The 20511-nt window shown below is 71.8% G+C and carries 19 protein-coding genes, 1 pseudogene and 1 riboswitch; of the genes and pseudogenes, 3 read left to right on the forward strand and 17 right to left on the reverse strand.

Annotation, left to right across the window (positions count from 1 at the left end; genetic code table 11):
• The 12 genes from OG338_RS10685 to OG338_RS10740 form a co-directional block, all read right to left on the reverse strand.
• A complete protein-coding gene (locus OG338_RS10685) occupies positions 1-540 on the reverse strand; it encodes a DUF501 domain-containing protein (RefSeq protein WP_405937089.1) in 540 nt (179 codons plus the stop codon).
• Between the two features lie 76 nt (positions 541-616).
• Entirely contained in the window at positions 617-1087 is a 471-nt protein-coding gene (locus OG338_RS10690) for a septum formation initiator family protein (RefSeq protein ID WP_405937090.1), read from the reverse strand.
• Between the two features lie 112 nt (positions 1088-1199).
• Entirely contained in the window at positions 1200-2486 is a 1287-nt protein-coding gene (eno, locus tag OG338_RS10695) for a phosphopyruvate hydratase (protein WP_405937091.1), read from the reverse strand.
• A gap of 315 nt (positions 2487-2801) precedes the next feature.
• Positions 2802-3527: a transglycosylase family protein gene (locus OG338_RS10700; protein WP_405937092.1), complete on the reverse strand. Its 726-nt coding sequence runs from the start codon at positions 3525-3527 to the stop codon at positions 2802-2804.
• Positions 3528-3531: 4 nt separating this feature from the next.
• A riboswitch (cyclic di-AMP (ydaO/yuaA leader) is annotated at positions 3532-3700 on the reverse strand.
• 285 nt (positions 3701-3985) lie between these two features.
• Complete coding sequence (locus OG338_RS10705; RefSeq protein WP_405937093.1) at positions 3986-5056, reverse strand: transglycosylase family protein; 1071 nt, start codon at positions 5054-5056, stop codon at positions 3986-3988.
• A 106-nt stretch (positions 5057-5162) separates the two neighbouring features.
• Positions 5163-6521, reverse strand: coding sequence for a cytochrome P450 (locus tag OG338_RS10710; protein ID WP_405937094.1), 1359 nt, complete (start codon positions 6519-6521; stop codon positions 5163-5165).
• Between the two features lie 9 nt (positions 6522-6530).
• A complete protein-coding gene (locus tag OG338_RS10715) occupies positions 6531-7493 on the reverse strand; it encodes a nucleoside triphosphate pyrophosphohydrolase (protein ID WP_405937095.1) in 963 nt (320 codons plus the stop codon).
• A 32-nt stretch (positions 7494-7525) separates the two neighbouring features.
• Positions 7526-8182, reverse strand: a complete 657-nt coding sequence (locus OG338_RS10720) for a SurA N-terminal domain-containing protein (protein ID WP_405937096.1) — start codon at positions 8180-8182, stop codon at positions 7526-7528.
• A 136-nt stretch (positions 8183-8318) separates the two neighbouring features.
• Positions 8319-8720: a GtrA family protein gene (locus tag OG338_RS10725; protein WP_405937097.1), complete on the reverse strand. Its 402-nt coding sequence runs from the start codon at positions 8718-8720 to the stop codon at positions 8319-8321.
• Positions 8717-9685: a glycosyltransferase family 2 protein gene (locus OG338_RS10730; RefSeq protein WP_405937098.1), complete on the reverse strand. Its 969-nt coding sequence runs from the start codon at positions 9683-9685 to the stop codon at positions 8717-8719. The genes OG338_RS10725 and OG338_RS10730 overlap by 4 nt, the downstream gene beginning before the upstream one ends.
• A gap of 86 nt (positions 9686-9771) precedes the next feature.
• Positions 9772-11304: a protein kinase domain-containing protein gene (locus tag OG338_RS10735; protein WP_405937099.1), complete on the reverse strand. Its 1533-nt coding sequence runs from the start codon at positions 11302-11304 to the stop codon at positions 9772-9774.
• Positions 11301-11930 (reverse strand): hypothetical protein, encoded by a 630-nt coding sequence (locus tag OG338_RS10740; RefSeq protein WP_405937100.1) that lies wholly within the window; start codon positions 11928-11930, stop codon positions 11301-11303. Before OG338_RS10740 ends, OG338_RS10735 begins: the two co-directional genes overlap by 4 nt.
• A gap of 271 nt (positions 11931-12201) precedes the next feature.
• On the opposite strand from OG338_RS10740, the gene OG338_RS10745 reads away from it, so the two are divergent.
• Entirely contained in the window at positions 12202-13500 is a 1299-nt protein-coding gene (locus OG338_RS10745; protein ID WP_405937101.1) for an RNA-guided endonuclease InsQ/TnpB family protein, read from the forward strand.
• On the opposite strand, the gene OG338_RS10750 is transcribed toward OG338_RS10745, so the two are convergent.
• Positions 13461-15602, reverse strand: a complete 2142-nt coding sequence (locus tag OG338_RS10750) for an N-6 DNA methylase (protein ID WP_405937102.1) — start codon at positions 15600-15602, stop codon at positions 13461-13463. The genes OG338_RS10745 and OG338_RS10750 overlap by 40 nt on opposite strands.
• 251 nt (positions 15603-15853) lie before the next feature.
• Between OG338_RS10750 and OG338_RS10755 the strand changes: the two genes are divergently transcribed.
• Positions 15854-16714 (forward strand): DUF4190 domain-containing protein, encoded by an 861-nt coding sequence (locus OG338_RS10755; RefSeq protein WP_405937103.1) that lies wholly within the window; start codon positions 15854-15856, stop codon positions 16712-16714.
• Positions 16715-16778: 64 nt separating this feature from the next.
• On the opposite strand, the gene OG338_RS10760 is transcribed toward OG338_RS10755, so the two are convergent.
• Positions 16779-17063, reverse strand: coding sequence for a TetR family transcriptional regulator C-terminal domain-containing protein (locus OG338_RS10760; RefSeq protein ID WP_405937104.1), 285 nt, complete (start codon positions 17061-17063; stop codon positions 16779-16781).
• Positions 17064-17088: 25 nt separating this feature from the next.
• Here OG338_RS10760 and OG338_RS10765 point away from each other — a divergent pair.
• Positions 17089-17382: pseudogene (locus tag OG338_RS10765) on the forward strand (SDR family NAD(P)-dependent oxidoreductase); the annotation flags it as partial.
• A gap of 88 nt (positions 17383-17470) precedes the next feature.
• Here the strand turns inward: OG338_RS10765 and OG338_RS10770 are convergent.
• The 3 genes from OG338_RS10770 to OG338_RS10780 all read right to left on the reverse strand — a co-directional run bounded on the left by OG338_RS10770 (position 17471) and on the right by OG338_RS10780 (position 20456).
• The gene (locus tag OG338_RS10770; RefSeq protein ID WP_405937105.1) at positions 17471-18595 is read right to left on the reverse strand and encodes a DUF6183 family protein; all 1125 of its coding nucleotides are present in this window, start codon (positions 18593-18595) and stop codon (positions 17471-17473) included.
• A 66-nt stretch (positions 18596-18661) separates the two neighbouring features.
• Entirely contained in the window at positions 18662-19417 is a 756-nt protein-coding gene (locus OG338_RS10775) for an HNH endonuclease family protein (protein ID WP_405937106.1), read from the reverse strand.
• Between the two features lie 172 nt (positions 19418-19589).
• On the reverse strand, positions 19590-20456 hold the full coding sequence (locus OG338_RS10780; protein WP_405937107.1) for an SCO6745 family protein: 867 nt from the start codon (positions 20454-20456) through the stop codon (positions 19590-19592).
• Between the last annotated feature and the right edge of the window lie 55 nt (positions 20457-20511).

The raw sequence follows: 20511 nt of genomic DNA on the forward strand, positions 1-20511 counted from the left end.
TCAGCCCTCGTCCGTACCCGGCTCGCCGCACGGTGACACACACGGTCCCTTGCGCCACCACTCCGGGAGCATCGCGATCGCCTCGTCGCCCAGCGGGTTGACGCCGGGACCGGCCGCCAGCGAGTGCCCGACGAGCACATGCAGGCACTTCACCCGGTCCGGCATGCCGCCGGCGCTCGGGAAGCCCGCCAGGACCTCGATGGCGTCGCGCCGCGCGATGTAGTCCTCGTGCGCCGCCCGGTAGGCCGCCGCGAGCTCCGGGTCCCTGCCGAGCCGCTCGGTCATCTCCTTCATGACCCCGTTGGCCTCCAGCGTGCCGATCGCGGACGCGGCACGCGGGCACGTCAGGTAGTACGTCGTCGGGAACGGCGTACCGTCCTCCAGCCGGGGCTGCGTCTCGACCACGTCCGGATTGCCGCACGGACAGCGGTGCGCGATGGCGCGCAGCCCGCGCGGCGGGCGGCCCAGCTGCTGCTGGAACGCGGCGATGTCCGCCTCGGTGGGGACGGTGGGCTCGGTCTGCGGAGGGGGCGTTTCCATGCCTGCCTAGGGTGCTGATCGGACTGCTCGGACCGCGGATTCCGGTCCGGCAGAGGTACGGGGACGGGGACGGCCGTCAGCCGCGGTCGGCGCTGTCCACGCCGTCCCACAGGTTGGAGTGCCAGGGCCGGTCCGTGTCGGCCGGCTTCCCGTCGCGCTCCTTGGCCGCGTCGGGGTCGACCACGGTGTAGCCGGTCTCCCCCGGAAGAACGTAGTGCAGGTGCTCGCGGGCCAGCCGCTTGATGTACGCGTCGTCCTGGAGCCGGGCCTTCTGGTCCCGCAGCTCCTCGGTGCGCGCCTCGGCCTCGCGGGCCAGCCTGCGCTGGTCGGCGATCTCGTCGCGCTGCGACACGTACTGACGCATCGGATACGCGAGGGCGACGACCAGGGAGCAGACGACCAGGGCCAGGAAGGCGGCCCGGCCGGTGAGCCGGGAGCGGCGGGCCTGGCGCCGGTTCTGGGACCGGTAGACGCGGGCGGCGGTCTGCTCACCGAGCAGCCGCAGCCGGGTCGCGGTGGAGAACCGGTCCCGGTCCTTCACGGCCATGTTCCCGCCTCCCCATTACGACGTCCGTCCCCGCACACGGTACGTGACCGGGCGCGGGGACGGACGGAGGCGGGGGGGTTCCCGCGGGGGGCGTCAGCCCTTGCCGTACTCGTCAGTTCGCGGAGCGGAACCGCGGGAACGCCGAGCGGCCCGCGTACACCGCGGCGTCGTCGAGGATCTCCTCGATGCGCAGCAGCTGGTTGTACTTGGCGACGCGGTCCGAGCGGGCCGGGGCGCCGGTCTTGATCTGGCCGCAGTTCACGGCGACGGCGAGGTCGGCGATGGTGACGTCCTCGGTCTCGCCGGAGCGGTGCGACATCATGCACTTGAAGCCGTTGCGCTGGGCCAGCTCGACGGCGTCCAGGGTCTCGGTCAGCGAACCGATCTGGTTGACCTTGACGAGCAGGGCGTTCGCGGAGCCCTCCTCGATGCCGCGGGCCAGGCGCTCCGGGTTGGTGACGAAGAGGTCGTCGCCGACGATCTGGACCTTGGCGCCCAGCTTGTCGGTGATGATCTTCCAGCCGGCCCAGTCGTCCTCGTACAGCGGGTCCTCGATGGAGACCAGCGGGTACGCGGAGACGAGCTCCTCGTAGTACTCGGTCATCTCGGCGGCCGAGCGGGACTTGCCCTCGAACTCGTACTTGCCGTCCTTGTAGAACTCGGACGCGGCGACGTCGAGCGCGAGCGCGATGTCCTTGCCCGGGGCGTAACCGGCCTCCTTGATGGCCTCGACGATGAGGTCGAGGGCGGCGCGGTTGGACTCCAGGTTCGGCGCGAAGCCGCCCTCGTCGCCGAGGCCGGTGGACAGGCCCTTGGTCTTCAGGACCTTCTTCAGCGTGTGGTAGACCTCGGCGCCCCAGCGCAGGGCCTCGGAGAAGGACTCGGCGCCGATCGGCGCGATCATGAACTCCTGGATGTCCACGTTGGAGTCGGCGTGCGAGCCGCCGTTCAGGATGTTCATCATCGGAACGGGCAGCAGGTGCGCGTTCGGGCCGCCGAGGTAGCGGAACAGCGGGAGGTCGCTGGCCTCGGAGGCGGCGTGGGCGACGGCGAGGGAGACGCCGAGGATGGCGTTGGCGCCGAGCGAGCCCTTGTTCTCCGTGGCGTCCAGGTCGAACATCGCCTGGTCGATGAGGCGCTGCTCGGTGGCGTCGTAGCCGACGAGCTCCGGGCCGATCTGCTCGATCACGGCGAGGACGGCCTTCTCGACGCCCTTGCCCTGGTAGCGGTTGGGGTCGCCGTCGCGAAGCTCAATGGCCTCGAACGCGCCGGTGGAGGCGCCGGACGGAACAGCAGCACGACCGGTGCTGCCGTCGTCGAGGCCGACCTCGACCTCGACCGTGGGGTTGCCCCGGGAGTCGAGGATTTCCCGGGCTACGACGACGTCGATGGACGGCACGAGGCATCTCCTTCTGGGATATGACGCTGGTTGTGCAGGGTCGCTTTGGCCTTGCGACAAGAGCCTAACCGGCCCGGCCGTCTGCGTCGGACGACCGCCCGTCCCCTGGGACGAAAAAGGACCCAAGGGCGGGCATACCGGGGCGAAAGACCAGATAATTACTAGCCAGTAACTACAACAGTTGAACGGTCCCGGGCCGCCCGGCACCCTCCATACGGCGTGCCCCGGCCCGGCACACACGGGGGGAGTGCGTGCCGGGCCGGGGCGGCCCGAGCGATCAGCGAGGAGGGATCGCGGCGGGGCGCGGAGGGTGCGCTACTTCGTCAGGTGGAGCTGCTGGCCCGGGTAGATCAGGTCGGCGTCCTGGACGATGTCCTTGTTCAGCTTGAACAGCCGCTCCCAGCCACCCTTGACGTGGTGGTCGGCGGCGATCCTGCTCAGCGTGTCACCGGCGACGACCTTGTACTCGCCGTCACCCTTGGCAACCTTCTTGCCGGCCGGGGTGGTGACCGTCTTCTTCGTGGCCTTCGGGGCGTCCGAGCGGTCGGAGCGGTTGGTGGCCGGGGCCTCGGTGCGCTCGGCCTTCTTCGGGGCGGCCTCCTGCTTGGGGGCGGCCTCCTGCTTCGCGGCACCGGAGCCGGTGTCGACGCCCGGGTCGACACCGTCGTTGGCCAGGTTGCCGGCACCGGCGCAGGACCAGGCGCCCGGGCCCTGCATGTCGAGGAGCTTCTCGGCGGTGGCGATCTGCTGGGCCTTGGTGGCCAGGTCGGCGCGGGCCGCGTACTGCGTACCGCCGGCGGCGGCCCAGCTGGACTGGGAGAACTGGAGCCCGCCGTAGTAGCCGTTGCCGGTGTTGATCGACCAGTTGCCGCCGGACTCGCACTGGGCGACGGCGTCCCACGTGGCGACGGAGGCGGCGGAGGCGTTGGTCGCGCCCATCAGCGGCACGGCGACGGCGGCACCGGCGACACCGGCGAGCGTCGCGACACGGACGGCCTTGGAGGGGCGGCGGTGCTTGTTGCCCTTGCGGTTGAGCAGCATCGAGTCTTCTCCTCACCGACGCCTACGAGGTGAGCTGTCGGGTTCGGGCCAAGTGAGTTGCCCGGCCGCGCTGCTGGCGCGACTTCACCCCTAGCCGGCCCCGGTACGTCTCCCGACGACCGGGCCCAGCGCCTACCTGGGTCCCCCGCTCCTGCCTACGGCGCTTTCGCGTCTGTTCCCTCCGACCGACGGCAGGATTCGGCGTGACGGTCGACGGGGCCCGCGGTGCGAGCGGTTCTGACCGTAATCACACCGACCGGCCATATTCAAAGACGGACATACCGGATAATCATCCCGTAAGAGCATCCGATGAACCCTCATTTATGCAGGTCGGAACGGATGCGGCGGGACCTCCCGGACAAGGGGCGTGAGTTCACGCAAAGAGACCCATGTCTCACTCGGTCAAAAGTGGGACATGGGCCTCTTAAACCACCCAAAGCGCAGGGGGCTCCAACGGCTCATCCGGCGCTCTCGGCGACCTGGTCCGGGGCCGGATCACCGAGGCCCAGATCGAGGTTCTGACCGGGCAGGATGAGGTCCGGGTCGGAGCCCACCTCGTCCTTGTTCGCCTCGTACAGCTCGGGCCAGCCGCCGGGCAGGTCCTGCGCGTCGGCGATCGCCCAGAGGTTGTCCCCCGGCCGTACGGTGTACGTGCCGTCGGCCGGACCCGTGGCGCTGTCGCGCGCGTCGCCGTCGCCCCGCGAGGCGTGCCGGCCCGCGTCGCGCCCGTCGGCCGTCCCGGCGTCGTCGGCGGCCGGGGCGCCCCGGTGCTTGCCGCCCTTCGCCCGCGCGTCGTCCGTCGCGCCGCCCGTCTCACCGGCCGAGGGGTCCGCGGAGGGGTCGGCCGAGGTGTCCGCCGAGGGCGTCCCGGACGGGCCGTCCGCGGCGGACGGGGTGCCCGTGGGGTCGGCGGACGGGGAAGCGGAGGCGCCGGCCTTCTCCTCGGCGCTCCTGCCCGCGTGCTTGCCGGAGCTCTTGCCGGCCTCCTTGCCCGTGGCGGCCGCGCCGGACGCCTCGTCCGATCCGGTGGCCGACGAGCCCGAGGAGGCGTCGTCCACCGGATCGGTGCCGAGACCGGCGTCGAGCCCCGAGTCGGCGCTCCGGGCGGGCCCGTCCTCGTCCTCGTCACCCTGGTCCGCGTCCGCCGCGCCCGCGGCCTTGGTGAGCCCGGAGATCACCGCACAGCTCGGCCACGCCTTCGGACCCTTGGCGGCCAGGACCCGCTCGGCCACCGCGATCTGCTGCGAGCGGCTGGCGAGGTCGGCGCGCTCGGCGTAAGCCTCACCGCCGTACGCCTTCCACAGCTCCGGCGTGAACTGGAGACCGCCGTAGGAGCCGTTGCCGAGGTCGGCACTCCACGTCCCGCCGCTCTCGCAGTCGGCCACCCGGTCCCAGGTCGCGGCGTCCGCGGCGTGCGCGCTCGCGGCGCCGAGCAGCGGGATGGCGATCGCCGAGCCGGTGACGCCTGCGGCGACCACGATGGCGGGTGCCTGACGAGGGCGGCGGTGTCTGCCGTTCGCGGAGCCCATGGGAGATGCCTTCCGTGTGACTGACAAGCGACTGGTGCGTCGAACGGTGAACCTAGCGAAACTCGAACGTGAGTCACAAGTCGATGCAGTAGAGATCACGCGAAAGTCACAGAGTTGACAGAGTGTCACTTTCCCCGGCGCGCGCTCCGGGCGTGAATTGCACCGGCAGCGTGCGCAGTCCGCGCATGATGAGTCCGCCGCGCCACCTCAAATCGCTTGATTCTCCCGCAAGTCGCAGGTCCGGAAGGCGTGTCAGCAGGGTGGCGAGCGCGGTCTGTCCCTCCAGCCGGGCGAGCGGCGCTCCCAGACAGTAATGAATGCCGTGACCGTAGCCGAGGTGCTGATTGTCACTCCGCGACAGGTCCAGGATGTCCGGTCCGGCGAACCGCCCGGGGTCCCGGTCGGCCGCCGCGAGCACCACGAGCACCGGATCGCCCGCCGCGACGCGCTGCCCGCCGATGGTCAGCGGCTCGGTGGCGAACCGCCAGGTGGCAAGCTCCACCGGGCCGTCGTAGCGCAGCAGTTCCTCGATCCCGGTGGCCGGCAGCTCGCGGTCGCCCGCCGCCAGCGCGCGTTGCAGCCGCGCACGCTCGGCGGGGTGGTTCAGCAGGGTGTGTACGCCGTTCCCGATCAGGTTCACGGTCGTCTCGAAGCCGGCGAACAACAGGATGAAGGCCATCGCCGCGGCCTCGTTCTCGGTCAGGTGCTCGCCGTGGTCGCTCGCCCGGATCAGCCCGGAGATCAGGTCGTCGCCCAGGTCCTCGCGCTTGCGGTGGATCAGTTCGAGCAGATAGGCCCGCATCTTCTTCACGGACCGGGCGACCCCGCCGCGCGGCCCGCCGCCGTGCCGGATCATCATTCCCGCCCAGTCCCGGAAGTCGTCCTGGTCCTCGCGGGGCACGCCGAGCAGGTCGCAGATCGCGTAGATGGGGAGCGGGAAGGCGAACTCGTGGATCAGGTCGGCCTCCCCCTTCTCCACGAACCCGTCGATGAGCCGGTCCGTCAGCTCCTGCACCCGGGGCGCGAACTGCGCGATGCGCCGGGGCGTGAACGCCTTGGACACCAGGCGGCGCAGCCGGGTGTGGTCGGGCGGGTCGATGTTGAGCAGGTGCGTCATCAGCTCGGCCTTGCGCTCCCCGGGGATGCCGGTCTTCCCCTTGGCGTGCGCGGGCTCGGCGTGGTGCGCCGGGTTCTTGGACAGCCGGGAGTCGGCGAGGGCCTGCCGGGCGTCCGCGTACCGGGTGACGAGCCATGCCTCGACCCCGCTGGGCAGCGTGGTGCGGTGCACGGGGCTGTGCTCGCGCAGCCAGGCGTACGCCGGGTACGGGTCGGTGGCGAACTCCCAGGTGAAGAGCTCGGGCGCGGGCGGCACGGCGGCGGACGAGGTGTGGGCGGGGCAGCCGGCGGGTACGGACGCGGCTTCGGCGGGACGGTCGGCAGGGCTGTCGGCGGGGCAGTCGTTCACTCCCCGACGTTATCCGGTGCCCTCCGCCGTCCGGATCGCGTCCCGGTACGCGCGGCCCGCGGCGCGTAGGGCGGCCTCCGGGTCGATGCCCTCCTGCTGGGCCCGTACGGCGAGGGCGAGGAGGCGGTAGCCGATGTCGTCGCCCTCGGGGAGCGGGACGTCGAGGCCGGCGGTACGGGCCCGGCTCGCGAGCTTCGCGGCGAGCGCCAGGGCGGGCTGGCCGAGGGGTACGCCGTCGGTGACGGAAGCGCGCTGCTTCTCGATCGCCTTGGTGCGCAGCCAGTGCGCGTGGACGTCCTCCGGGGTCTCGGCGGTCTCGTCGCCGAAGACGTGCGGGTGCCGGTGGATCAGCTTCTCGATGAGGGTGCCGGCGACGTCGTCCACGGAGAACGGCTCCTCCTCGTCCTCCTCCGCGATGCGCGCGTGGAAGACGACTTGGAGCAGTACGTCCCCGAGTTCTTCGCGCAGTTCCTCGCGGTCGCCGTCCTCGATCGCCTCGACCAGCTCGTACGCCTCCTCGATGGCGTACTTGGCGAGGCCCTTGTGTGTCTTCCGCGAGGTCCAGGGGCACTCGATGCGAATACGGTCCATGACCTGGACGAGGTCGAGGAGCCGGGCGCCCGGCAGGTCGTACGCGCCGGGCAGCAGCTCCAGATCGGGCATCCGCACCCGTCCGGAGCCGGCCAGCCGGGCCAGCCCGTCGGTGAGCGGCTGATTGCCCGCGCCGCCGGTGAGGACGACCACGGTGCGGCCGCCCGCGCAGGCGTCCACCAGCTCCTGGGCGTCGGGCACGCCCGGGGTGACGGTGACGCCGGCCTCGCCCAGATACGGCAGCTGCGGCTGCTCCGGCTCGCCGCAGCGCACCTCGTCGGCGCCGTGCAGCGCCTGCCAGGCGGGCCAGGAGAGCAGTCCGGGCGCGACCCGGTGGCTGACGGTGAGCAGGACGATGCGGCCGGGGTCTTCAGCGTTCACGCCACCGAATCTACCCGGCCGTCGCAGGGGGCTCAGGCCCCGGCCTCGGCGGCCGCCTGGTCGGGCTTGGTGACCTGGGAGATCCAGGGGGCCTTGTAGTCGGCGAGCTGGATCTGCTGGTTGTCCCAGGTGCCGTAGCGGGGGTTGACGTCGACGTTCAGCGCCTTGGACGCCTTGGTGAGCGCGTCGCCGATGGCCTGGGTGCCCTCGGGTGTGGACGGGTCGGCGCCGAGGGCGTGGCCGAGCTTCGTGATCTGGATCTGCTCGCGCAGGAAGGCGTCGATCTGGCCGGGGGCGAGCCAGCGTTCCTGGAGGACGGCCTGCTGGAGCCCCTTCTCGCCGCTGTACTGGGCGACGGCGGACTTCCGCATCTGCTGGATCTCCGCGGGGCTCACCGTGACGCCTGCGTCCGCCGCGGCCCGGTCGAGGACGCGGTCCAGGATCAGCCCGTGCAGCTTGGCGCGGGCCAGCTGGCCGGACTGGTCGGTGAGCTGGGCGGACTGCGGGGACGAGCCCTGCGCCTCGCGTACGTCGGCCACCTGCGCCTGCACGGTGGACACCGTGATCCGGTCGCCGCCGACGACGGCCGCGGCGCCGGGGTGGGCCTGGCTGCCACAGGCGGAGAGGAGCGGCGCTGCGGCGAGGAGCGCGGCGGCGACGGTGAGCGCGGTGCGACGGCGGCGGTGCAAAGGAGCCTCCCGAGGAGATTGTGCGCGGATGCACAAAGCCTTGCGGTGATCGATGTTAGGGAGTGGAACCGGTCCGGGCCACTGATTCGACCAACGATTCGGAAGGAGTTGGGGATGTGGTCTGCCGGCGGGCGGCTCAGCCGACGCGTTCGGCCGTTTTCGGCGGGGTGTCCGGTCGCAGCATGATCGTGCGTGAGAGCGCGAAGGTGACCGGAATGGCCGCGGCGGCCGCGACGGGCGGGGCGTAACGGCTGCTGAATCCTGCGATGTCGACCAGCAGATAGACCCCGCCGGTGGTGATGACGAAGTTTGCCGCGTTGGTGAGCGGGAAGAGCAGGAACTTCCGCCAGGTGGGCCGGGTGCGGTAGGTGACGTACGAGGTGAGGAAGAAGGAGCCGGTCATGCTGAGCGCGAAGGCGAGGGCGTGCGCGGCGAGGTAGGGCAGGACGTGCAGGAGCAGCAGATAGCAGCCGTAGTACGTGCCGGTGTTCACCACTCCCACGAGAACGAAACGTGTCATTTGTGCGGTGACCGTCATCGGCGTACGAACTCCCGGGGCTCCGGCTCTGCGGCGGCTTCGCGGGTCCGGGTGTTGGTGGCCTTGACCAGGAAGTGCGGGCGGCGCTTGACCTCGTAATAGATGCGTCCGACGTATTCGCCGACGACTCCGGCGAGGATCATCTGGACGCCGGCGAGCGCGGTGACGACGACGAGCAGGGTGACGTAACCGGGGGTGTCGACGCCCCGCACGAGGGCGACGCCGACGATCCAGGCGGCGTAGGCGAGGGCGACGGAGGTGAGGAGCAGGCCGAGGTAGAGGGCGGCGCGCAGGGGCTTGTTGTTGAAGGAGAGCAGCCCGTCGAGGCCGTAGTTGAGGAGCTTGCCGAAGGTCCAGGCGGAGCGGCCCTGTTCCCGTACGGCGTTCTCGTAACTGAAGGTCGTGGTGGGGAAGCCGACCCAGGCGAAGAGGCCCTTGGAGAAGCGGTTGTACTCGGTGAGCGAGAGCACGGCGTCGGCCGCGCGGCGGGACAGCAGCCGGAAGTCTCCGACGCCGTCGACCAGTTCGACGTCCACCAGGCGGTTGATCAGCCAGTAGTAGGCGCGTGCGGTGAGGGTACGGGTGACGCGGTCGCCGGTGCGGGTGCGGCGGGCGATGACCTGGTCGTGGCCGCGTGCGTGTTCCTGGAGCATGCGGCCGACCAGTTCCGGCGGGTGCTGGAGGTCGGCGTCCATCAGGACGACGGCGTCCCCCTCGGCGTGCTGGAGACCGGCGAGCATGGCGGCCTCCTTGCCGAAGTTGCGGCTGAAGGAGACGTACCGGACGCGCGGGTCGGCGGTGGCCAGTTCCTGGATGAGGGGCAGGGTCCGGTCGGCGCTTCCGTCGTCGACGTAAACAACCTCGAACGCGTGCCCGAGGCGGGACATTTCGTCCGTGACGCGTTCATGGAAGCGTTCGAGGATCTCTTCCTCGTTGTAACAAGGCACCACCAGCGAGATCAGCACCCATGTACATCAACCGGTCGATGTGTCGCCTTCCGGAGCCCGGTGTGGCCGGTGGGCGGCCATCGGGTGAACGGCCCGTCCGGGGCTCAGCCGCCCCGGACCTCCAGCTGGCGTTCCAGCTGCCGGCGCAGCTCGACGGGCAGCGGGTGGTGCGGGCCGTAGGTGCGCTCGGTGTCGTACAGCAGGGCCTGGAGCTGGGCGCGCGCGTTCGCGTGGTCGCCGAGGGCGAGGAGCAGTTGCCCGATGCGGTGGCGGATCTCGTACGAGCGTGCCGGGTCGTTGCCCGTGGCGTACTGGTTCTCGTAGTACGGCAGCACGGCGCGGTATTCGGCGAGCGCGGCGGCGGGTTCGCCGAGCTGTTCCAGGCACTGGGCGACGTCGCAGCGGTAGCCGAGGGTCTGCGGGTCGGCGGGGCCCGCCTCGGCGGCCCGGTCGTCGGCGAGCCTGCGCAGTTCGGGCAGGGCGCGGCGGTACTGGCCGTCGTCCATGAGGGTCGCCGCGTACTGCTTGCGCAGGATGCGGACCACCGGGGAGCCGGACCCGTGCTGTTCGGCGGCGACCGGGAGGAGCCCGCCGAGCATGTCCACGGCCTGGGTGATGCGGCCCTCGCCCAGGAGCCGCTTGACCTCGTCCACGGCGGCGGCGACGTCCGTGCGCGCGGGCGGGGCGGCGGGCCTGGCGGGCGGCGGGGCGGTGGCGCGGTCGGGCCAGGGGGCGTGCGGGCGCAGAAAGGGGCGGGTGGGGTCGAGTGGCCCGGCGGGCGGCCGGGAACCGCTCGCGGGCAGCAGCGGGGCGAGGTGTTCGTACACCTCCTGGGCGCTGTCCGGGCGGTGCTGCGGGTCCTTGGCGAGCAGCCGCAGCACGAGCGTTTCCAGCGCCTCGGGGATGTCGGGCCGGATGCGGCGGACCGGCAGCGGTGGTTCGTACAGATGCCGGTGCAGCACGCCGAGGGCGGTGGACCCGGCGAACGGCACATCGCCGCTGAGCAGTTCGTGCAGCAGGACGCCGAGGGCGTAGAGGTCGGTGTACGGGCCGACCGCGCCGCCCATGGCCTGCTCGGGGGCCATGTAGGCCGGGGAGCCGATGGGCGAGCCGGTGTGCGTGAGGCGGGTGGTGTCGGTGTCGAGGACGGAGGCGACGCCGAGGTCGAGGACGAGCACGGTGCCGTCCGGACGGACCATCACGTTACGGGGCTTGAGGTCGCGGTGGACGATCGGCACGGCGTGCACGGCGCTGAGGACGGCGCACAGCTGCGCGGCCACCGCGACGGCCCAGGGCCAGGGGTACGGGTCGTGTTCGGCGAGGTGGTCGCCGAGGTCGGCGCCCTCCACGTACTGCATGACGAGGAACAGGTCGTCGCCGTCGCTGCCGGCGTCGTGCACGGTGACCAGGCCCGGGTGGTCCACCTGTGCGGTGACCCGGCACTCGCGGACGAAGCGGCGGCGCAGCTCGTCGGCGGCCGCGCTGCCGACGGGTCCGGTGACCCGGTCGGGGCGCAGCAGCTTGACCGCGACCCGGCGGTCGAGGCGCTGGTCGTAGGCCGTCCAGACCTGGCCCATGCCGCCCTGGCCGAGGATCGTCGCCAGCTCGTACCGCCCGCCGATGAGGCGACCGTTCACCGGCCCTCCTCCTTGCGGAGGTAGTCGCTCAGCTCGTCCAGCTCGGCGCGGACCTGGTCGATGCGCTGGGGCGGGGCGGGTCGGGCGTCCTCCGGTTGGGGGCAGCGGGTGGGGGGAAGCGGGTTGGGGTGCTGTTGGTGGGGATGCTGCTGGTTGGGGTGCTGCTGGTTGGGGTACGGCGGGTAGGGCTGCGGATGCGGCTGTCCGTACGGCGGGGTGGGCACGGTGGCGGCGTATGCGTAGCCGGGGCCCGCCTGCGGGAAGCCGGCGGCCTTCCCGGTCAGGTGCGCGTAGAAACGTACGTCGGCGACGAGGTAGTGCACACAGGCGCCCGCCAGCACCAGGAGCAGCAGCGGGATGAGCACGTTGTCGATGCCGTGCGCCTCCACGTTCGGCTCGTCCCTGCCGAGGACGGGCAGCAGCACGCAGACGAACACGAAGCCGGCGCCGGCGGTCCACCAGTCGAGGGCCCGGCGGCGGACGAACGCCAGCCGGAGCAGCGGCGCCCACAGCAGGATGCCGAAGGAACAGACCGCGAGCAGGGTGAACAGCACGCGCATGGAGACGATCCAGGCCCTGCCGGGGACCCGGCGCGGCGCCGTGGGCGGAAGACCCGGGGCGTACATGGCTGCTCCTGGATTGCCTGGTCGTGAAACGTCCGCGCGCACATGTGCGTGCGTGCGGATCCGAGCGTAAGGGGCGACACCGACAGAGGGCTTGGGGTTGCGCGGAACCGTTGTGGTTCCGGTCACTCCTGGTTCTCCAAGGATGCCTCACCCTTCAGGGCGGGGAGGAATGGGTCCTTGGGGCGGAGCCGCGAAGCGGCGGAGTTCGCTCCACATCGGTCCTGGCCTGTGCTTTCTTTCGTTGTCAGTGGGGGCTGTTAGGTTGCGGATCGTGGCGGCGACAGCGGTGGCTGAGCAGGGTTCCGGGCTTGCCCGGTACACCTTTCGGTTACGTGTGCCGTCGTCCGCGCTCGCCCAGCTGGAGGGTGAGTGGGCGCGGTGTCGGTGGGTGTGGAACGAGTGCGTGGCAATGTCCCGCAAGGTCCATGCCGCGAACCGCGACGCGGTTGAGAAGAAGACGTGCGGCCCGGCGCAGTTGGACGGGTTGCTGACCGAAGCACGACGGTCGATGTCCTGGTTGCGTGGAGGTGCGTCGGTTCCGCAGCAGCAGGTCATCCGGGACTTCGCCAAGTCCCGCGCCAAAGCGGTCAAGGACATCAAGGCGAAGGTGCCGGTGCGGCGGCGGGCCGGGATGCCCCGGATCAAGCGGAAGCGGGATGCGCTGCCCACGCTGAACTACACCCGGCGCGGCTTCCGCCTGAAGGACGGCCGTCTGCACCTGGCGGGCGGCATCGCTGTGACGGTGGTGTGGTCCCGCGAGCTGCCGTCCGTGCCGTCCTCGGTGCGGGTGTACCGGGACAGTGTGGGGCACTGGTACGCGTCGTTCGTCGTCACCGCTGAGACCGAGCCGCTGCCCGCCACCGGGCGCGTACTCGGCGTGGACTGGGGTGTGAAGGAGACGGCCGCCACCACGTCCGATGCCCACGACCTGCCCCACCCTGAACATGGGAAGAGCGCGGCGCGGAGGCTGGGGCGTTATCAGCGGATGATGGCCCGCCGCCGCCCCGCACGCGGACAGGCCGCGTCCAAGGGCTACCGCAGAGCCCAGCGACAGACGGCGAAGCTGCACAAGAAGGTCGCCCGGCAGCGGCAGGACACCGCCCGCAAGTGGGCCAAGTCCGTCGTCCGCGACCACGACGCCATCGCCGTCGAGGACTTCCGCCCGAAGTTCCTGGCGAAGACCAGCATGGCCCGCAAAGCAGCCGACGCCGCGATCAGCGCCACCAAGACCGCCCTGATCGAGATGGGCCGTAAGCACGCACGGGACATCCGTCTCGTGCATCCCGCGCACACCACGATGGACTGCGCACGGTGCGGAGCGAGAACCAAGCACGCACTTCCCCTTTCGGAACGTACCTACACCTGCACCGCCTGTGGAACCGTGTCCCCCAGGGACAAGAACTCCGCACGCGTGATGCTGGTCCGGGCTGGTCTCAACCCGGCTGGTGCCGATCGTGTAAGAGCCGCAGGACCGCAGGTCCCCGGCCAACGTGAGCCAGGAATCCCCGCCCTCCAAGGGCGGGGAGGATGTCAATCCGGTGTGACCGTACCGTCCGTCAGGCCGTCGTAGAGGCCCTGGACGAGTTGTCCGCCGAGGCGGCCGGCGAGCCGCAGTGCGTCCTCGAACGCGGCGAGTGCGCGGAATCGTTCGCCGTAGCGCCGCTGCTCCGCCAGCGGCAGGCGCGGCAGTTGGAGGCGGCGGGCGTCGAGCCGGGTCGCGGTGGAGGCGTGGCTGCTGGCCTGCCGGTTGTTGGTGGTGCCGCGCAGGAAGCCGGCGAGGAACCAGGGGTCGAGCACCGCCGGGTCGGGGCGCAGCAGCTGGAGGTTGCGGCCGAGCGCGGCACCCGCGGTGGCCTCGTCCACGACCCGGACGACGGTGACGCCGCCGAGCACGGGCACGACGACGTCGCCCGCCGCGACCAGGACGGGTTCCTCGGGGGTGCCGCCGGTGACCGGGGCGCCGGAGGGCGGGGTGGCGCCGAGTACGTCGTGTTCGGTGAGGACGGGTCCGGTCCCGGTGCCCGCGCCGCCGTGCCGGAGCTGAAGGGCGCCGGCGCGGGCGAGTTCGCCGATGGTGGTGAGCGGGCGGTGCGCGGGTGCGGTGGGGGCGGGCGGCGGCGGGGTGAGGCGCGTGGCGAGGCCCAGGGTCGTGGTCAGCCGCTCCCGTACGCCGGTCAGCTCGGCGGGTCCGCCGGTGGCGGCGGGGGACGGGAGGTGGCGGGCGGGGGCGAGGTCGACGTCGTCGTCGAGGAGTTCGATGACGGGGACGGTGCGGGAGGCGGCGGAGTGCGGTGCGCCGGGCTGCGGTCGCTGTCCCTCGTACGCGTGCCAGGCGTCGAGCACCGCGTGGCGCAGGGCGGTCAGGTCGAGGCGGTCCCGGCCGCCGCCGGTGGTCTGCTCGGCGGGCTCGGCGGTGTCGATCAGCAGCAGTTCGGGTGTGGGCTGCGGCTCGGTGCCGGGCCTGCGGAGCACCCACAGATGCAGCGGGATGCCGTACGGGGGTGCGGCGCCGGCCGGGAGCGCGATGACGGCGCGCAGGGCGCCCCGGCGCAGGAGGTCGGCGCGGATGCGGCGGCCGGAGCGGCGGGAGGCGGCGGCGGGCGGCATCAGGAGGACGGCGGTGCCGCCGTCGCGCAGCCGGGCCAGGGCGTGCTGCACCCAGGCGAGTTCGGATTCGGTGCGGGCGGGGAAGCCGTACTCCCAGCGGGGGTCGTAGGCGAGTTCGTCGTGGCCCCAGTTGCGCTCGTTGAACGGCGGGTGGCAGAGCACCGCGTCGGCGGCCAGGTGCGGGAAGGCGTCGGTGCGCAGGGTGTCCCCGGTGCGCACGTCGAGGGTGCGGTTGCGGGGGGTGGGGCGCGGGGTGTCCGCGGTGCGCGGGGTGTCCGCCGTGCGCAGGGCGAGGCGGAGTGCGGTGACGGCGGCGAGGCCGGGGTCGCTCTCCTGGGCGTGCAGGGCGGTGGGGCGGCCGGTGGTGTCGGGGGCTGTCCGGACACGGTCCAGGGCGGCGGTCAGCAGGGCGCCGGTGCCCGCCGCGGGGTCGAGCACGGTGCGCACGGCCGGTCCGCCGGTGCCGGCCAGCTCCGCCATGAGCTCGGCGAGTCCGGGCGGGGTCAGGGTGTACTGGCGCGGGTTGGCGTCGAGCTGACGGCCGAGCAGGAATTCGTACGTCTCGCGAACGCCGGTACCGGCGGCCAGCTCGGCGGCGCCGCGCAGCAGCGGTACGGACGGCAGGAGCTCGGCGCGGTCCGGGGTGCGGACGGCGCGCCCGTTCCCGGCGGGGCCGAAGCAGTCGGCGAGGGCGTCGTCCAGGGCGAGGGAGAGCACCCCGGCCATCCGTTCGTCGGACACGCCGGTGATCTCCCGCCAGGCGGCGGGGCTGCGGTTCACCAGGAGCAGGGCGCAGCCGGTGTGGACGAGGGCGGTGACGGGGCCGGCCGGGTGGCCGGCGAGCTGCTGCCAGACGCGTTCGCGGAGGGGGACCTCGACCAGCTTGCCCTGGTCGCGGAGCCATCGCTCGACCTCGGACAGGGCGAAGGACGGGCTGGTCTCGGTGCCGCCCACGGGCTGGGGGAAGTCGGCGTGCCGGCGGCGCCAGTTGCTGACGGCGGCGCGGCCCACGCCCGCCAGGCGGGCGATCCCGGCGGCGGTCACCTCTGTCGCGTTTTCCGGCACTTGCTGTCTCCCTGTGCTGTACCGCTGGCGGGTCGACCGCAACTTAGCGCACACGGTTGTGCGCCGGGTGGCGAGCATACCGACCTGTACACAGCAGCGCACTTGCCACCGATTCACGGCGTGCATGAACCCGTTTCGCGTGAACCGTGTTGACTCGGTTCACAGATGATGCTGTGATTGACCTGCCGCTGAACGAGCGGCATCAGGTGGACCGCTCACCACTCATCCCGCACTTGCCGAAGGGCACACCCATGTCCCAGTTCACGCAGCCCCCGCACCCCCAGCCTCAGCAGCCGTACGGCCCCGCTCACGCGCCCGGCCTGCGCCCCGCGCGCAACGGGCTGGGCATCGCCGCCCTGATCCTCGGGCTCATCGGCGCGGTGTCGGGCCTCATCCCGCTCCTCTTCTGGCTGGCGGGCATCCTGGGGACGATCGCGTTGATCCTGGGGCTCGTCGGCCGGGGCCGCGCCAAGAGGGGCGAGGCGACGAACAAGAACATGGCCACGTTCGGCACGGTCCTCGCGCTGATCGCGCTGATCATGTCGGTGGTGGGCGCGGTAATCACCTTCAAGGCGGTGGACGACGCGGTGGACGACCTGAACGCGGCGGTGTCCGACACGAAGGGGTCCGCGAAGCCGAAGACGGACGGGGGCACCGGCAAGGGCACGGAGAAGGGGAAGTCCGGCGACGACAAGGCCGGCAAGGAGGAGAAGCCCACCGGTGAGGCGCTGGAGGCGGGTGACGCGATCGTGTACGACGACGACCTCACGGTCACGGTCGGCGACGCGACGAAGTACTCCCCCGGTGAGTTCGCAGCCGGTCACACCAAGGGCAACAAGGCGTACCAGGTGGCCGTCGTGATCGAGAACGCGGGCAAGGAGAAGTTCGACTCCACGCTGGTCACCGTCGAGGGACGGGCCGGGAAGGACGGGGTCGACGCCGAGCAGATCTTCGACGACAAGGTCGGCACGGGCTTCACCGGCACGATCCTGCCCGGCAAGAAGGCCACGGTGCTCTACGCGTTCGACGCGCCGGTCGACGCGAAGAGCCTCACCGTGGAGGTCAGCCCCGGCTTCACGTACGAGTCGACGCAGTGGGACCTGAAGCTCTGACCCGCGCAGCGCCGCCCCCGACCCCCGTGGAACCCGCCCCCAGGGCGGGTTTTCCCGCGTGCGCTCAGCCCTCGCGCTCCCCGGGCCAGGCGGCGAGCGCCAGTTCGGCGACCTCGGCCGGCTCCTCCGGGCCCGCCCCGTCACAGGAGCGCTGCGACATGCCCTGGATGATCGTGGCGAAGTACCCGGCGAGGGCACGGGGGTTCACCCGCTCCGGGAGTTCACCGGTGCGCTGCGCGTCCCGCAGCCGCGCCTCCCAGGCCGTGAGGTTGGCGTTGCGCACCTCCCTCAGCCGGTCGGCCACCCCGGCGTCCTGCGAGGTGACGTTCACGGCCGCCGTGATCACCATGCAGCCCGCCGGATGCGAGGGGTCCGCGTACAGCGCAACGAAGAGCGCCCTGGACAACTTCACCCTGACCCTCGCCAAGGACCTGGGCCCACGCGGCATCACCGTCAACTCGGTGGCCCCCGGCATCATCGACACCGACATCAACGCGGACTGGCTGCGCGACGACCCCGAGGCCCAGGAGCACGCCGCGTCCCTGGCCGCCCTGGGCCGCGTCGGACAGCCGGAGGACGTCGCGGACATCGTGGCCTTCCTCGCCTCGGACGACTCCCGCTGGGTGACAGGCACGGTGATCGACGCGACGGGGGTCTCGGGGCTCTGAGGGGGGCGGCCCGGGGCCGCGAGCTCATCGACACCCCGCTGTCACCGTCGCCGTCGCCCGCCGCGACCGAAACAGGCTGCGGACGTACTCAGTCCGTGTCGGTCGCGGCCAGCACCGCCAGTCGTCGGTCCGGAGAGACCGAGGCCAGGCCGATGTCCCACGCCACGCACTCGAACCACTTGGTATCGGCGCCGAAGCTGTACCAGGCGCAGTCCCGGGCACGTGCTTCGACCTCTTCCGCGGGGGAGCTCTCCGCGGTGCCGGAGAGGGCGGCCAGGGACTGCCACGCGGCCAGCCGCCCATAGGCACCCCGTGCGCCGGAGTTGTAGGCCCCTCCGCTGGACGCGGCGGCGAAGAGGACCCCCCATGCCTCGTCGGGTGGGCAGCCGGCGACCGTGAAGGCGGTCTTCCTCCCCGTACCCTTCAGGCATTCGAGGCCCAGTTCCAGCAACAGGCTCCGTGCCGACCCGGCTGCCAGAGGACCCGCCAGATCGAAGACACGCGCCTCGATCCGGCCGTTCGACTCCTCGGCCCAGTTCGCCACAGCGGTGCCGATGCCCTTGGCGGCGGCTTCGGTCGTCGTTTCCTCCGCCGACGGAATCTGCGCCCCGGTTTCGGTCCGCGTCTCCCGGTTCGCCCGTGGCCCGTACGGCATCGAGTGGCTGCTGCCGTGAGCGCTGTAGCTCGGCAGCCCCGGCTGTCCCTCCACATCGGAGAGCGTCAACGGCAGCCAAGCCAGCGGGTGGTATCTCCAGTGCGGGGACGTCGCCCAGCCCGCGATCCCCGGAGACTCTGTGACGTCGCTGCCCCTGAGCACCAGTTCATGGACGAGGCAGGCGCGCAGTTCCTCCGAGGCGTGCCCGGTGAACGCGACGGCCAGTTCCTCCGCCGGATGGCTCGAGGCCAGCAGCGAGGCCACGTAACGGTCCAGTCCGCGATCGGCGGTCTCCGCCGAGGAGACCAGACGCAGCGCCTCGGCCACATGTCCGGCGCCAGGCGTCACGGCCAGCTGCCGCAGCAGGTGGTCGAAGACGCTTCGGTACTGCCACATCCGCCCGGCGTCGGAGCCGTAGGCCCCGGCGAGAGCGATCCCCAGGTCTGCGAGGAAAGCGGCGTCCCCGAGTGCCAGCCTACGATCAGCCGTCTCCCACACGTCGGTGACGCTCTCCAGGCCGGGCAACTTCGTCACGATCGTCTGTATGTGGTCTGCCACGGCCGGAAGCCTATGTGTCCCACCTGCTCGAAGGCGACGAGGTTTGCCGAGCTCGCCGCGGCTCGCTCAGCCGCCGCACTGCTTCAGCATCATGTCCTTGTCCGCGCTCGTCACCGGCAGGTCGTACTTCAGCGAGACCTGGGCGAAGCGGAGCACGTACGCGCAGCGGATCGGCTTGTACGGGGGGAGCCAGGTCGCGGGGCCCGCGTCGCGTTTGGCGTTGTTGGCCGGGCCGTCGACGGGGATGAGGTTGAGCGGGTCGTTGGCGATCTGCTGGCGCTTGGCGTCGTTCCAGTGGGCGGCGCCCATCTGCCAGTCGTACGACAGCGGCATGACGTGGTCGATCTGGACCTTGGTCGCCTGCTGCTTGCGCCACTCGATGGTCTTGCCGGTGTACGGGTCCTTGAGCGTCATGGAGACGACCACGCACTTCGAACCGGAGCGCAGCTCCACGTCCTTGCCGTCCCGGGCGAGCAGGTCGTTGCGGGTGTCGCAGCCGTTGCGGGACAGGGGGATGCCGTCCACCGAGTCCTTCCACGCGTACCCGAACTTGTCCCGCTTGTAACCGGTCTTGGGGCCGCGACCCTTGGTGGCGACCTTCTCGATGATCTTCCGCGCCGCCGCGCGGTCCTGGTCGGAGGTGAGGGGTGCGAGGCCGGGCTTCGTACCGTCGTCGTTCGTCAGCGGGCTGGCGCCGAAGCCGGTGGCGGACTGGCCGCCGGCATCCGCGCTGTTGCCGGAGGCGTCGATGCCCGAGGAGAGCTGATCGGGGTCGCAGCCGCTCAGCGCCAGCACGGCCGTGGCGGCCAGGGCGGGGACCATCACTCGACACACGCGGGGAGATATCACTCGTAGCCGTCCTGACGGTGAGAAAGCCGAACCAACCAGGGAATTCTACGAACGTCTTCCCCGCCAGGAGGATTTCATGGCCGCGATCCGTTCCCGCGTGCGGGCCTGATCACACCTCGCGCCCGGTTTCCCGCCCCCGCGCCCCTTACACCTTCCCGATCCCCAGCGTGTTCTCGGGCGGCAGCAGCCCCGACCCGATCGCCGCGACCCACAGCGGGCCCAGCAACGCGACCAGCCGCTCCCGCTCCGCGTCCGTGAGCACCCGCCAAGGACCGGCCGCCGCCTCGTCCGTACGCCGCTCGACCTCCGCCCGCGGCGCCCGGCCCGCCTCGGTCGCCGTGCCGTCGGCGGCCACCAGGCCCCGCTTCTCCAGCCGGCCGAGCGCCGCCTGCCACTCCTCGTCGGCCCACCCCCGGCTCGCGAACACCTCGGCCGGGGCCGCCCCGATCGCTGCGAAGGAGACCAGTGACTCGACGGGGTCCAGCTCCGCGTCCGCCAGCGCCGCGAGGTGACCGTCACCCCGGTGTTCGCGCAGGACGGTCGCCGCGTGCCACAGAGCGAGGTGGGGGGCGTCGGGCCAGGGCAGCGCGGCGTTCGCGGCGGCCATCGGCCGGTCCGCCGTGTCGGCCGCCGCCACCACACGCCGCAGCAGCGCGGCGGCCTCGGCCGTCTCCGGGGCGGCGACGCCTTCCCCCAGGAGCGTCCGGTACGCGCGGTCCACGGCCCGGCCCCGCGCCGCCAGCACCGCGCCCGGCGAGGCGACCGCCCAGACGGCGGGGACGTACGCGCCGACCATGCGCGGGCTGAAGCTGTAGAACGTCTCCGCGACCCGGTCCGCCCCCACCGCTCCCAGCGGCGCCGCGCGCCAGGCGAAGTAGCTCGGCCACCGCTCGTCGACCGCGTACCCGAGCGCGGCGGCCTCCTCAAACGCCTCCGGCGCGTAATAGAGAACGGCGTGCACCGGCTCCAGCAGGTGCCACAGCCGCCGTACACGCATCAGGTCCTCAGACATGTCCACACCTTCCGCCACGCATCGGCCGCTATCTAGCCACTGCCTAGATCCCAAG

Origin of the sequence: Streptomyces sp. NBC_00726 (genome assembly GCF_045161735.1) — a bacterium.
Taxonomy (GTDB): Bacteria; Actinomycetota; Actinomycetes; order Streptomycetales; family Streptomycetaceae; genus Streptomyces.